The organism is Sphingobium sp. TA15 (assembly GCF_037101235.1).
Classification (GTDB): Bacteria; Pseudomonadota; Alphaproteobacteria; order Sphingomonadales; family Sphingomonadaceae; genus Sphingobium; species Sphingobium indicum.
Genome location: NZ_AP025355.1, coordinates 1 through 12826, shown reverse-complemented (window position 1 = coordinate 12826; position 12826 = coordinate 1). Strand labels below are relative to the sequence as shown.

The following is a 12826-nucleotide window of genomic DNA, read 5'->3' as shown; positions in this document are numbered from 1 at the left end:
GCGGTCCAGCCTCAAAAGCCGCTTCCATTCCTGCGGCGATAGCTGCCCCCGACCCATTGCATGTCGATGTCGGGATAATGCGCATCCCCCAGCGGAACGCGCCCCACCGCCAGGAAAACGCAATCCTCGCCGCTTTCGTTCACCAGATGATGGCCGTTGGGATCGCCCTTCGGAAAGGATGCCATGTCCCCGGCATGCAGCGGCGTGCGCCCTCCTTCCTCGACCAGCACCGCCTCGCCGCTCAGCATGACGACGAACTCGTCCTCATCTTCATGCCAGTGCCGTTGGGAGGATGCCGCGCCGGGCTTCAGAACCACATGGCTGACGCCGAAATCCGAAAGGCCGGTCGCCGGCCCCAGCCTGCGCACCCATCGCCCCGCCACCGCGCCCGCATGTTCGGGCGGATAGCCTGTCCGATTGGTCTGTTCGATGGCCGCAAGGTCGACCTTGGGCATGACATGTCCTCCTGCCGGCAGCGCCGCCGGCGCTTCCGCCGGCTTCCAAAATGCGCCCTGTTCTCCACCGCATTTTGCGCGCCGCGCCTGTTTCAGCCGGCTTCAAAATGCTCTAACGCAACCGCATGAGCAAGACCAGCACCGATGCCAACCCGATCGACATAGCCGAGAAGCTGATCGCCTGTCCCTCCGTCACGCCCGCCACGGGGGAGGTTTTCGCCGTGCTGGAGGCGATGCTGAAACCGCTGGGCTTCACCGTCGACCGCTTCCTGGCCGGGGAGGCGCCGGACGGCCCGGTGGAAAATCTGCTGGCATGGCGGACGACCGGGCCGGGCAGGCATTTCGCCTTTGCCGGGCATCTGGACGTGGTCCCGCCGGGCAATGGCTGGGCGAGCGATCCCTTCCGGCCGGAGATTCGCGGCGAGCTGCTCTACGGGCGCGGAGCCGTCGACATGAAGGGCGCCATCGCCGCCTATGTCGCGGCCCTGCACGACCTGCCCGAAGACCTGCCCGGCACGATCAGCCTGATCATCACCGGCGATGAGGAAGGCGCGGCCGTCCATGGCACGCTGGCCCTGATGGAGCGGATGGCCGCCCATGGGCTGCGTCCCGACCTCTGCCTGGTGGGCGAGCCGACCTCCTCGCGGCGGCTGGGCGACGTCATCAAGATCGGCCGGCGCGGATCGGTCAACATGTGGATCCATGTCGACGGCGTGCAGGGCCATGTCGCCTATCCGCATCTGGCCAACAATCCGATCCCGCGCCTGATCCGCATCCTTTCCGCCATCGACGCGCTGGTGCTGGACGAGGGCAATGACTGGTTCCAGGCGAGCAATATCGAGATCACCAACCTGGACGTCGGCAATCCGACGACCAACGTGATCCCTGCCGCCGCGCAGGCGCGCATTTCGATCCGCTTCAACAATGAACATGGCGGCACGGAGCTGGTCGACCGCATCACCGCCATCGCCGCAGCCGAAGGCGGCAGGGTGGAAGCGAAGATCAGCGGCGAACCCTTCCTGACGGAGCCAGGCATGCTGTCGGACATGGTCGCGGGCGCGATCCGCGATGTGACGGGGGTGGAGGCGGAACTGTCGACCACCGGCGGAACGTCCGACGCGCGCTTCCTCTCGCGCCTGTGCCCGGTGGTGGAATTCGGCCTCAACAACGCGACCATGCACAAGCTGGACGAGGCGGTGGCGCTGGCCGACCTGCGCGACCTCGCTGAAATCTACCGGCTGGTTACGGCGAAGGCCCTAGCGAGCTAGGCAGCGTGGACAATTCAAGACTTGCCGGACCGAGTGATTTTGGGTGGGAGCGGACGTTCCCCCTCCCGCAGGCGGGAGGGGGTTAGGGGGTGGGCTGGCGCGACATCCGCGTTGTTTTGCAACGGCCAAGTCAGAAGCTCCCCGGATCAAGTCCGGGGTCGCGCCCACCCCTAACCCCTCCCGTTTACGGGAGGGGAATGTCTTAGGATGGCCATTTCACGACATTTTCGAATGTGTCCACGCTGCCCAGGACCCATCGGCATTCATTTCAGGGTGAGCGGGAAGCGAATAGGCCGCCGCCTCAGACGGAGCGTTGCCTGGCCAGCGGCGCGGGCGCGGCGAAGCGGGCGAGATAATCCTCCTCGCCCATCGGCCGCGCCAGATGATAGCCCTGGAACAGCGTGCAGCCGATCACGCGCAGCATTTCCATCTGCGCCTCGGTCTCCACCCCCTCGACCACCACTTCCATGCCCAATCCTTGGATCAGCCCGACGACGGCGCTGCAAATCGTGCGGGCTTCGGCCGAAACGGCGATGTCGCGGACCAGCGAACGGTCGATCTTCACCCGGTCGACCGGCAATTCGCGCAGTCGCGAGAGGTTGGAATAGCCGGTTCCGAAATCGTCGATGGCGATGCGCACGCCGTCCCGCCGCAGGGCGCGGATCTGGTCCAGAGTCCCCGCCTTCATCTCCATTGCCAGCGATTCGGTGATCTCCAGTTCCAGCATGATCGCCGGCGCCCGATGCGCGTCTATCGCATGACGCAGGCGCATGAAGAAATCGGCCTGCCCCAGTTCGCGGGAGGATATGTTGATCGCGATCCGCTGCCTGACCCCGGCCTGCGACCAGCGCGCCGCCGTCTCGCACACCCGGCCCATGACCCAGTCGCCCAGCGCCACGATGGCGCCGCTTTCCTCCGCGATGGACACGAAGGAGCCGGGCATCACCAGCTCGCGTTCCGGATGCGCCCAGCGGATCAGCGCCTCGGCGCCGATGACCCGGCCGCTGCCGATCTCGATCTGCGGCTGGAATTCCAGCAGGAACTCCTCCCGTTGCAGGCCCAGCAGCAGGTCGCGCTCCAGCTCGGCGCGGTCGGCGGCTTCCAGCGCCAGTTCGGTGGTGAACATCTCGGCCCGGTTACGGCCCTGATGCTTGGCATGATACATGGCGATGTCCGCCGACCGCAGCAGCGCGGACAGCGTGTCGCCATGTTCAGGATAGCAGGCGACGCCGATCGACGCGCCCAGGTCGACATGCTGGCTGCCCAGGTCGAAGCGCTCGCGCAGCGCGAACTGGATGGCGCGGGCGATCCGCCCGGCGCTGTCCATGTCCGGCAAGCTGGGGACGAACAGGGTGAATTCATCGCCCGCCAGGCGACCGATCAGGCAATCGCCCGCGCCCGCGCTGGCCTGCGCCATGGCGACTTCCCGCAGCCGGCCGGCGACGCGCGCCAGCAACTGGTCGCCCGCCGCATGGCCCAGCGTGTCGTTGACGCCCTTGAACCCGTCGAGGTCGATGAAGAACAGGGCGGCAAGCCCCTCCTCGCTGCGTTCCGCCAGCAGCCTTTCGACCTGCCGGCAAAAGCTGATGCGGTTGGCGAGGCCCGTCACCGGATCGAACAGGGCCAGCGCCTGCACATGGTCCAGATTGGTGCGCACCTGGCTGAACAGGCTTTCCATCGCCACCGACAGATCGGGCAGTTCCTGGCCGATGTCGCGGGGCACGGCAGATTGCAGGTCGCCATGCGCCGCCGCCAGCAGGCGTTCGGTAGCGCCATCGATGGCGCTTGCGGTCGTGGCCACGGTCCGGCGGGCGGACGCCCAACTCAGCGTGCCGCACAGGATCGCGATGATGAGGGATCGGCCGACGCCGTCCATGTCCGTCGCCTGCCCCTGGCCCAGGACCAGCGACAGGATGAACACCAGCGCCCCCGCGGCGCAGGCGAAGGCGGTGGCGCGGCTCGTCAATGTCACGCCCTGCATGTGCCTCCCTGCCCAGCCAGCCCGAGGTTTGGACTGGATCATCGGGATATGAAGGACAGTGGTTAAGAAAAGGTCAGTGGATTCGTCCGAAAGGCTTATTTTTTGCGCCGCAGGATGACGTAAAGCGCCCCGTCGCCGCCATGGCGCTGATGCGCGATCCGCACGCTTGCGATGCGATCGGCATAGCTGCTGGTTTCCAGCCAGTGGCCGATCTCGCCGCGAATGGCGCCGCGGCGCGGACCGCCGCCTGCCGACGGGCTTTTCGGCGGTTTCCCCGTGACGATCAGCATGATGCGGACGTCCCTTGCCCAGGCCGAGGCCAGCGCCTGGTTAAGCCGGGCATGGGCTGCCGACAGGCTGTGGCCGTGCAGGTCTATCGTCATGTCGGGTGTCAGATTTCCGCTACGGATTCTGCGCTCCCAGCCTGAATCCAGAGTGGCCGCGGGCGTGCGCGGCTGGGCCGTCGCGACCGTCCGGGCGGAGGGAACCGTTAACCCTGTCTTCTCCTTGGCGGGAACCGGAACCGTGGGGATGGCGGAGACGCGCGCGCCCTGCCTCAGCGGCCTGATCGAGCGGGTCAGCGCCGTCCAGAGCGCCTGTTCATCGGAGGTGAGACTGCGCCGGGGCATCGCCGCATGACGTCAGGGCTGCTGGCCGAGGCGCGCCGCCGATCCGATCGGCAGCAGGACGAGCGCGCTGCCCCGCGCCGACATGCCGCCCGCGACGCTGCGCGCATTGCTGCCCGCGCCCCAGAAGCTGTCGAAGCGATTGGCGCCCTTGATCGCACCGCCGGTATCCTGCGCGATCCATATGCCGTTGGGCTCCGCCCGGTCGAGCGAAAGCAGCACCGGCGCGCCCAGCGGCACATAGCGGGGATCGGCGGCCACCGTGGCTTCGGGCGTCACCGCAACTCCCATCGCCCCAAGGGGGCCGGCGCCGGTCAGTTCGCGGAAGAAGACGAAGCTCTTGTTCTCGTTCATGATCGCCGCGCCCTCGGCCGGATGGGCGCGCAGATATTGCATGATGTCCTGCATCGACCCGGCCTGGATCAGGCCGCGATCCTTCATCAGCTTGCCGATGCCGGTATAGTCGCGCCCATTCTGGCCGTCATAGCCGATCCGCATGACCCCTCCATCGGGCAGCAGCAGCCGTCCGCTGCCCTGCACCTGAAGGAAGAAGAATTCCACCGGATCGGCGGCCCATGCCAGTTCCAGCCCCCTGCCGGCGAGCGACCCCGAAACGATCTGCGACCTTTCGTCGAAGGGCACCAGATTGGTGCCGTCGACCTTGCCGCGAATGGTCTTGCCCTTCAGGCTGTCGCTGAACTGGCCCAGATTGACGTCGATCAGATTGGGCGGGCGGCGGTAGATCGGCACGTCATAGCCAGGCTGCCGCATGCGTGACCCAGCGATCTCCGGCTCATAATAGCCGGTGACGAAGGCCTTTCCATCGCCCACCTGCACCGCTTCGAAATAGCGGGCGAAAAATTCGCCGGCCGAAGCCTCCGGCCAGCTCGACGCGGCGGCGCAGGCGCTGTTCCAGTCCGAACCGCGCGTCAGTCCGCTCTGGTCGTTCCGCCGCATCAGCGAAGGGCAGGACAGGCGAAAGGCCTGCAACGCCTTGCGCGAACGATCGCCGGACGGAATGAGATCGGCAATGGCCGGGCCGGGCGTGACGCCGGCGCTAACAGCATTGGCCGTGTCCGTCGGCGCGGCCGCGGGGGGCGTGACCGGCACGGGCGGACGAGGGGTGGCGGGAACGGGACGGGTTGCGGTCTCTCCACCGCCGCGAGGCGGCCGGGCCGGCGCAGGCCCGCCCGCGCCGGGCGGGATCACGCCGCCCGCGCAAGCCGACAGCAGCAGCGCCGCGGCCAGCGCCCCCCACGACTGACGCAGGGTCATGCCGCCTCGTCGGTCTCGCTGAGCTTCCAGTTGGGATCGGTGCTGCGCAGGTCGCGCGTGAACGTCCAGATGTCGTTGGTGCCGACGGCGTCGGTCAGCGAGCCGGCAACCACATTGCCGTCGCGGTCGCGGGTGACGGCGGCGATGTCCGCTTCGAAGCGCAGCGAAATCTCCGCCATGCGTCCGGTGACGCCCGCGTCGACGATCTGCACCTTTTCGATGCGGACAAGGCGGTTGTCGAGGACATGGCCCTCCGCCTCCCGCGCCGCGATCGCTTCCTCGAAGGAGGCGAGAACATCGGCGTCACACAGCCATTCCAGTTCCTGCCGGTCGCCGCGCCAGAACGCCTCCAGCACCATCTTGTAGGCGGCCTTGGCGCCTTCCACGAACTGGGGCACGTCGAAGCTGCGGTCGGCCGCAATCAGCGCGCGCACGCCCGCTTCGCCGCCGGGCGCGATCAGCCCTTCGGACAGCCGGACCGAATCGCCCGCCATTTCCGGAACCGGGCGCGGCTGCACGATCGTCACCTTGGCGCGCTCCTCCGCCGGGCGAAGCGCAGGCTCCTGCTCATGCCCGGTCCGCTTGCCGAGCACGGAATAGAGCCGCAGCGCCAGAAAACCGGCAATCATGGCGAGGATGACGATCACATACACGGGGTCAGGCACCCTTTGGACTGAATCTGAAACTGTAACGCGACCAACATAGGCATGTTTCCGCGCATATTCAAATGGCCGCTGTTCAAGTGCCGCATTGCCCCCTCCCGCCGCCCCTGCTAAGCGCGCGGATCGACATGCGCGGACATTCCGCCCCCAGCAAACCTTAAGAACCAGGGAAATGAGATGGCCGAGGAAGCCGATACCGTTCAGACCACCGGCAATGGCGCCGACAACGGCCCGCAGATCGCGCTGATCAGCCAATATGTGAAGGACATGTCCTTCGAAAATCCGAACGCGCCCGCCGTATACCAGTGGCAGGACCAGCCGCAGATCGACGTGCAGTTCAACATCGGCGCCGACAAGGTGGGCGAGGAAGTCGTCGAAGTGTCCCTGAAGATCGAGGTCAAGGCCACCGCGCCGCAGGGCACCGCCTTCGCCGTGGAGCTGGTCTACGCCGCGATCTTCGGCATGCGCAACGTGCCGGAGGACCAGATGCAGCCCTTCATGCTGGCCGAAGCGCCGCGCCTTATCTTCCCCTTCGCCCGCCGCGTGCTGGCCGATGCGATCCGCGACGGCGGCTTCCCGCCGCTGCTGCTCGACCCCATCGATTTCGGCGGGCTTTACATCCAGCAGGCCGAGGCGATGGCGCAGACCGCGGGCGAACCGGTGGGGCACGCCTGAGCAAAGCCGTAATATTCCCCTGTCCGTTCGTGCTGAGTAGGGACTGAGCTTGTCGAAGGGCCGTATCGAAGCAGCTTCGCAACCATCCTTCGATACGCCGCTTCGTCTTCGCTCAGCGGCTACTCAGGACGAACGGGACGCCATGGCATGAAACTCGCTAAAGCCCTCGGTTCCGTCGGCGGGCTGACGCTCGCCAGCCGGATACTCGCGCTGGTGCGCGATTCGCTGGCGGCGCGCTATGTCGGGGCGGGCTTCGCGTCGGACGCCTTCAACGGGGTCGCCTTCCGCCTGCCCAACATGTTCCGCGCCCTCTTTGCCGAGGGCGCCTTTTCCGCCGCCTTCATCCCGATGTTCAACCGCAAGGCGGCGGGACCGGGCGGGGTCGCGGAAGGCTATCATTTCGCCGAGCGCGCCCTTGCCGTGCTATTGCCGGTGCTGGTCGTCTTCACCGCGCTCCTGATCGCGGCGGCGTGGCCGATCACCTGGGCACTCTCCGGCGGCTTCTCCCGCCAGAATCCTACGCCGGAGCAGTTCGCCTTCGCGGTCATGCTTTCGCGCATCACCCTGCCCTATCTGGCACTGATCAGCCTGGCGTCGCTGCTGGGCGGGATATTGAATTCGCTCGACAAATTCTGGGTGAATGCGGCCGCGCCGATCCTGCTCAACGTGGCGATGATCGCGGGGCTGTGGCTGTTCCATGGCGCCGACGAATATGAAACGGCGCGGGTGCAGGCGATTTCCGTCACCGTCGGCGGCTCGCTGCAACTGCTCTGGCTGATCTGGGCGTGCCGCCGGGCGGGCGTGTCGATGAAGCTGAAGCGCCCGCGCTTCGACGCCGATGTGAAGGAATTGCTGCGGCTGATCGTCCCGGCGGCGGCGGGGGCCGGGGCTTCGCAGATCAACCTGCTTATCTCCACCGCGCTGTCGGGCTGGCTGCTGGCTTCCGGGTCGATCACCTATATCTATTATGCCGACCGGCTGAACCAGTTGCCGCTGGGGCTGATCGGCATCGGGCTTGGCACCATATTGCTGCCGACCATTTCGCGCCTGCTTTCCACGGGGCAGGACAGGCAAGCGATGGACACGCAGAATCGCGGCATCGAACTGGCGCTGTTCCTGACGCTGCCCGCGACCGTCGCCTTCATCACCGTGGCGGAGCCGATCGTGCGGGGCCTTTTTCAATATGGGCGCTTCACCGTCGAGGATGCGGAGCGTTGCGGATGGGCGCTGTCGGCCTTTTCCATCGGCCTGCCATCCTATGTGCTCGTGAAGGTGCTGACGCCCGGCTATTATGCGCGCGGCGACACCAGGACGCCGGTCCGCTATGCGATGCTGTCGATCCTCATCAACATCCTCGGGAACATCGTCCTGATCCCGCTGATGGGCCATGTCGGGCCGCCGCTGGCGACGGCGCTGTCCTCCACCGTCAATGTGGCGATGCTCTATTCGACGCTGGTGAAGCGCGGCCATTTCGCCGCCGACGGGCAGTTGCGGCGGCGCCTGCCCCGCCTCGCCGTGGCTGCGGTCGCGATGGGCGGCGTGCTTTATGCGGGCGAGGGAGTGCTCGATCCGTGGCTCGGCGGGGCGATGGTCCAGCGCTATGTCGCGCTCGCCCTGCTTGTCGGCGCGGGGATCGCGCTGTACGGGGTGGCCTGTTTCGTCACGGGCGCCTATCGGCTGTCCGACCTCAAGGCGCTGATGCGGCGCAAAAGTGCAACCAAGACAGAGAACGGATAGAAGAATGCGCGTCCTTTCCGGCATCCAGCCGACCGGCAATCTGCACCTGGGCAATTATCTGGGCGCGATCCGCAACTGGGTGCGGATGCAGGATGAGATGGACAGCCAGAGCCAGTGCTTCTTCTTCCTGGCCGACATGCATTCGATCACCGTGCATGAGGGGCGCGAGCAGCGCATCCGCAATGTCCGCGACATGGCCGCCGCGCTGGTGGCCGCCGGGATCGATCCGGACCGTTCCGTCCTGTTCAACCAGGCGCGGGTGCCCGCCCATGCGGAATTGTGCTGGCTGCTGAACGGCACGGCGCGGATCGGCTGGCTCAATCGCATGACCCAGTTCAAGGACAAGGTCGGCAAGGATCGCGAGGGCGCGTCCATCGGCCTGTTCGTCTATCCCGTGCTCCAGGCGGCGGACATCCTGGTCTATAACGCCACCCATGTGCCGGTGGGCGAGGATCAGAAGCAGCATCTGGAACTGGCCCGCGACATCGCGACCAAGTTCAACACCGATTTCGGCGTGGAGCTGTTCACCCTGCCCGACCCGATCATCCCGAAGGAATCGGCGCGCATCATGTCGCTGCGCGACGGCACGGCGAAGATGTCCAAGTCCGACCCCTCCGACATGAGCCGCATCAACCTGACCGACGATGACGATGCGATCATGCAGAAGGTGAAGAAGGCGAAGACCGATCCCGAACCGCTGCCCGACAATGCCGAGGGGCTGGCCGGGCGTCCGGAAGCGAACAATCTGCTCGGCATCTATGCGACGCTGTCGGGTATGAGCGTGGACGCGGTCTGCGCCGAATTCGCCGGCAAGGGCTTCGGCGCGTTCAAGCCCGCGCTGGGCGAACTGCTGGTGGAAACGCTGCGCCCGATCCGGTCTCGGTTCATGGAATTGCGCACCGACGACGCGGCGCTGGACGCCATATTGGAAAAGGGAGCGGCCAAGGCGTCTGCCGCTGCCGAGCCCACGCTCCGCGCAGCCTATGACGCGATGGGCCTGATGCGCTGATGCCGTGGGACCGCGAAAGTCGCGGCCCTTCCAGCCGGTGACGGGATAATCCGGTCCGCGCCGTCCTAGGGGTGGCAGGACATGGTTTGCGCCCGTTCGCCCGTTACGCGCGTTCAAACGATGTTCAGTTGCGTTTTGCTAAGGCAGGACGCAAGATGTTTGGCAGGCTTGGTGCCTGGTACAGGACGCAAGAAAAATGACCCGTTTCAAAAAGATCGGCTTGCTTGCGGCGCCCGCCCTGGCGCTTGCGGCGCTTTCAGGCTGCGCGACGTCGTTCAAGGCGGACGTCGCCCGCTTTCAGCAGCTTCCGGCCCCCGCCGGCCAGAGCTTCACCATCGTCGCGGACGATCCGCGCCTGGCAGGCGGCCTTGAATTTTCGCATTATGCCGACCTTGTCGGCCAGCGGCTGACCCAGACCGGCTATGTCGCGGCCGGCGATCCGGCGCGGGCGGACCTGATCGTGCGCGTGGCCTATGGCGTCGACAATGGGCGGGAAAAGGTGCGCTCGACCGGCTTCGGCGCACCGGACCCGTTCTTCTATGGCGGATGGGGCTGGCGCGGCCGCTGGGGCCGCCCCTGGGGCTATGGCTTCTATGATCCGTGGCTGTTCGGTCCGGGCGGCTATAATGACGTGACCAGCTATACCGTCTACACCGGCGACCTCAGCATGAAGATCGACCGCGCCGCCGACAATCGCCGCCTGTTCGAGGGCAAGGCGCAGGCCCAGTCGCTGTCCAACAAGCTGACCTATCTGGTGCCGAACCTGATCGACGCGATGTTCACCGGCTTCCCCGGCCAGAATGGGGAAAATGTGAAGATCACCCTGCCGCCCGAAAAGAAGGGTTGAGCGGTTTTTCAGGCGGGCGGCTTATGGCCATGCCCAATTACCCGGCGGTCGAGGATCGCCGGGTTTTTTATGGAGCTGTGGGGTTTTTTGGCCATGAGCGGACCTCAGAAAACCGTTCGGGCTGAGCCTGTCGAAGCCCTTCACTTTCTTTAAATCACGTATCCGAAGAAGAAGTAAAGCCCTTCGACAAGCTCAGGGCGAACGGAGAGAGAAAGCGAACTGTCGCCTTCCATCTATAGGGCGATCAGGGGATGCACCGCGCCGTCAGTATCTTCACCGGCTGTTCCAGCATCTGCCCCTTCATCACGCCCTCGCCCGCCGTGGGCGATTTGGGCGCGGCGAGGATCGCCTTCACCGCGTCCAGCCCCTCCACCACATGGGCGAAGACGGCGAAGCCCTGATTGTCGCCCGGCGCTTCGGGATGCGCGTCCATGCCCGGCATCTTGCCCAGCACGATGAAGAAATCGCCGGTGGCGCTGCCGGGCGCATAGCGGGCCATGGAAAGCGCGCCGTCATCGTGGGTGAGGCCGGTCTGGCTGGTCGGTTCATGCTTGATCGGCGGCAGGACGCGCTTTGGGTCGTTCTGCGCGCCGCCCTGCACGAAACCATAATCGCCCGTGCCGACGCCGCGATAGAATGATGTGCCGTCCAGCCGCTTCTGATCGACATAGCGCAGGAAATTGGCGGCGGTGACGGGCGCCTGGGCGAGATGCACGGCCACCACTATCCGCCCGCTGCCGGTTTCCAGCGCGACCTTCACATCGGCGGGCGGCGGAACCGGGGCCGTCTGGGCAAAAGCGGGGGTGAAGGCGATGAAAGCGGCAAGGAAAAGGGCAAGCTGTCGGATCATGGGCAAAGCCTAATCCAAAGCCACCCGGCTGTCAGCCTTCCAACTGGCGCTGCAGGGCGCGAATGTCGGCGTCCATGTCCGGATTGCTCTGACGCAGTTCCTCGATCGTGCGCACGGCGTGAATCACGGTGCTATGGTCGCGTCCGCCGAAGATGCGGCCGATTTCGGGCAGGGAACGCGGCGTCATCTTCTTGGCCAGATACATCGCCACCTGGCGCGGACGGGCCACCGCCCGCGCCCGGCGCTTAGAACGCATTTCCGCCGCGTCGATCTTGTAATGCGCGGCACAGGCCTTCTGTATCTCGTCCACGGTGATGCGACGGGCATTGGCGCGCACCGCGTCCGCCAGCATCGCCTGCGCGAATTCCAGGTCGATGGAGCGGCCGGTAAGCTGGCCGTAGGCGATCAGCTTGTTGAACGCGCCCTCCAGTTCGCGCACATTGGAACGGATCGAGCGGGCGAGGAAATCCACCACGGCGTCGGGCACCGGCGGATCGCCCGCGATGGCGCGCTTCGCCTCCAGGATCGCGAGGCGCAGGTCCAGTCCGGCAGGACGGATGTCGGCCACCAGTCCGCCAGCCAGGCGAGAGAGAATGCGCGCATCAATCGCGTCCAGCATCTGCGGCGCGCGGTCGGCGGTCACGACGATTCGGGCGCCCGAATCGATCAGGTCGTTGATCGTGTGCAGGAACTCCTCCTGCGTCGATCCCTTGCCGGCGATGAACTGGATGTCGTCGATCAGCAGCAGCCGCGCCGCCCGCAGCCGCGCCTTGAACATCATCGTTTCGTTCGCCCGCATCGCGTTCACGAATTCCATCATGAACCGCTCGGCCGACATATAGAGGACCGGGGCCGAGGGCGAATGGCTGGAAAAGAGCCGGGCAATGGCGTGGAGAAGGTGCGTCTTGCCCTGGCCGGTGCCGCCATGGATGAAGAGGGGGCTGAAGCGCGGCTGGGCTTCCCCGGCCATGGCCTGCGCCGCCGAATAGGCTAGATGATTGGTCTCGCCCGTCACGAACCCGTCGAAGCCGTGGCGCGGCTGGAAATTGGAAGCGGGTGGCAGGTCGGCGGCGCCGTCGTCGGCAACGGTCTCCTCCGCCTGGTGCAATTCCAGAACGCGGGGTCCGACCGCATTGGGGGCGCGCAGCAGGCGCAGCTCCCGCACGCCCGCTCCCGCGCAGCGCCACGCCATCCGCAGGCGGTCGCCGAACTGGCCCGACACGAAATTGGCCGTGAAGTCGGAAGCGAACAGCAGGTCGAGCGTCTGCGATTCGGGGCAATAGTCGCCCAGTTGCGCGGCCTTCAGCCACTGGTCGAACATGCGCGCGCCGATGTCGCGGCGCAGGCCGGCGCGAATGGTCGCCCAGGCAGTCTCCAGGCGCGCATTCTGCTGCGTGTCGAGACCGCTCAAACTTCCAATCACTGCCGCAATATCCTTCAT

The 12826-nt window shown here is 66.2% G+C and carries 12 protein-coding genes; 5 read left to right on the top strand and 7 right to left on the bottom strand.

Going from position 1 to position 12826, the window contains the following annotated elements; genetic code table 11:
• Positions 1-11 precede the first annotated feature (11 nt).
• Positions 12-455 carry a cupin domain-containing protein gene (locus tag Sj15T_RS00060; protein ID WP_007687725.1) on the bottom strand — a complete coding sequence of 148 codons (444 nt, stop codon included), beginning with the start codon at positions 453-455 and terminating at the stop codon, positions 12-14.
• Positions 456-580: 125 nt separating this feature from the next.
• Between Sj15T_RS00060 and dapE the strand changes: the two genes are divergently transcribed.
• Positions 581-1723: a succinyl-diaminopimelate desuccinylase gene (gene dapE, locus Sj15T_RS00055; protein WP_013039325.1), complete on the top strand. Its 1143-nt coding sequence runs from the start codon at positions 581-583 to the stop codon at positions 1721-1723.
• A gap of 301 nt (positions 1724-2024) precedes the next feature.
• Here the strand turns inward: dapE and Sj15T_RS00050 are convergent, their stop codons facing one another.
• The 4 genes from Sj15T_RS00050 to Sj15T_RS00035 form a co-directional block, all read right to left on the bottom strand.
• Positions 2025-3704 carry an EAL domain-containing protein gene (locus tag Sj15T_RS00050; RefSeq protein WP_013039324.1) on the bottom strand — a complete coding sequence of 560 codons (1680 nt, stop codon included), beginning with the start codon at positions 3702-3704 and terminating at the stop codon, positions 2025-2027.
• A 95-nt stretch (positions 3705-3799) separates the two neighbouring features.
• Positions 3800-4333 carry a Smr/MutS family protein gene (locus tag Sj15T_RS00045; protein WP_013039323.1) on the bottom strand — a complete coding sequence of 178 codons (534 nt, stop codon included), beginning with the start codon at positions 4331-4333 and terminating at the stop codon, positions 3800-3802.
• A 12-nt stretch (positions 4334-4345) separates the two neighbouring features.
• Complete coding sequence (locus Sj15T_RS00040; protein WP_013039322.1) at positions 4346-5605, bottom strand: murein transglycosylase A; 1260 nt, start codon at positions 5603-5605, stop codon at positions 4346-4348.
• A complete protein-coding gene (locus Sj15T_RS00035; protein ID WP_007687714.1) occupies positions 5602-6258 on the bottom strand; it encodes a Tim44/TimA family putative adaptor protein in 657 nt (218 codons plus the stop codon). The genes Sj15T_RS00040 and Sj15T_RS00035 overlap by 4 nt, the downstream gene beginning before the upstream one ends.
• A 186-nt stretch (positions 6259-6444) precedes the next feature.
• On the opposite strand from Sj15T_RS00035, the gene secB reads away from it, so the two are divergent.
• The 4 genes from secB to Sj15T_RS00015 all read left to right on the top strand — a co-directional run bounded on the left by secB (position 6445) and on the right by Sj15T_RS00015 (position 10535).
• Positions 6445-6942 (top strand): protein-export chaperone SecB, encoded by a 498-nt coding sequence (gene secB / locus Sj15T_RS00030; RefSeq protein WP_013039321.1) that lies wholly within the window; start codon positions 6445-6447, stop codon positions 6940-6942.
• Positions 6943-7089: 147 nt separating this feature from the next.
• Positions 7090-8679, top strand: coding sequence for a murein biosynthesis integral membrane protein MurJ (gene murJ, locus Sj15T_RS00025; protein WP_013039320.1), 1590 nt, complete (start codon positions 7090-7092; stop codon positions 8677-8679).
• Positions 8680-8683: 4 nt separating this feature from the next.
• Entirely contained in the window at positions 8684-9688 is a 1005-nt protein-coding gene (gene trpS / locus Sj15T_RS00020; RefSeq protein WP_013039319.1) for a tryptophan--tRNA ligase, read from the top strand.
• 196 nt (positions 9689-9884) lie between these two features.
• On the top strand, positions 9885-10535 hold the full coding sequence (locus Sj15T_RS00015) for a DUF4136 domain-containing protein (RefSeq protein ID WP_007687705.1): 651 nt from the start codon (positions 9885-9887) through the stop codon (positions 10533-10535).
• A 244-nt stretch (positions 10536-10779) separates the two neighbouring features.
• On the opposite strand, the gene Sj15T_RS00010 is transcribed toward Sj15T_RS00015, so the two are convergent.
• Both Sj15T_RS00010 and dnaA read right to left on the bottom strand, forming a co-directional pair.
• Positions 10780-11385, bottom strand: coding sequence for a peptidylprolyl isomerase (locus Sj15T_RS00010; RefSeq protein ID WP_013039318.1), 606 nt, complete (start codon positions 11383-11385; stop codon positions 10780-10782).
• 31 nt (positions 11386-11416) lie between these two features.
• Positions 11417-12826, bottom strand: coding sequence for a chromosomal replication initiator protein DnaA (dnaA, locus tag Sj15T_RS00005; RefSeq protein ID WP_013039317.1), 1410 nt, complete (start codon positions 12824-12826; stop codon positions 11417-11419).

Excerpts from the sequence above, each read along its gene's own strand:
- Sj15T_RS00010 (WP_013039318.1), bottom strand. The coding sequence starts at position 11,385 with ATGATCCGACAGCTTGCCCTTTTCCTTGCCGCTTTCATCGCCTTCACC.
- Sj15T_RS00015 (WP_007687705.1), top strand. The coding sequence starts at position 9,885 with ATGACCCGTTTCAAAAAGATCGGCTTGCTTGCGGCGCCCGCCCTGGCG.
- murJ (WP_013039320.1), top strand. The coding sequence starts at position 7,090 with ATGAAACTCGCTAAAGCCCTCGGTTCCGTCGGCGGGCTGACGCTCGCC.
- Sj15T_RS00060 (WP_007687725.1), bottom strand. The coding sequence starts at position 455 with ATGCCCAAGGTCGACCTTGCGGCCATCGAACAGACCAATCGGACAGGC.
- secB (WP_013039321.1), top strand. The coding sequence starts at position 6,445 with ATGGCCGAGGAAGCCGATACCGTTCAGACCACCGGCAATGGCGCCGAC.
- Sj15T_RS00040 (WP_013039322.1), bottom strand. The coding sequence starts at position 5,605 with ATGACCCTGCGTCAGTCGTGGGGGGCGCTGGCCGCGGCGCTGCTGCTG.
- Sj15T_RS00045 (WP_013039323.1), bottom strand. The coding sequence starts at position 4,333 with ATGCCCCGGCGCAGTCTCACCTCCGATGAACAGGCGCTCTGGACGGCG.
- dapE (WP_013039325.1), top strand. The coding sequence starts at position 581 with ATGAGCAAGACCAGCACCGATGCCAACCCGATCGACATAGCCGAGAAG.
- trpS (WP_013039319.1), top strand. The coding sequence starts at position 8,684 with ATGCGCGTCCTTTCCGGCATCCAGCCGACCGGCAATCTGCACCTGGGC.
- Sj15T_RS00050 (WP_013039324.1), bottom strand. The coding sequence starts at position 3,704 with ATGCAGGGCGTGACATTGACGAGCCGCGCCACCGCCTTCGCCTGCGCC.
- dnaA (WP_013039317.1), bottom strand. The coding sequence starts at position 12,826 with ATGAAGGATATTGCGGCAGTGATTGGAAGTTTGAGCGGTCTCGACACG.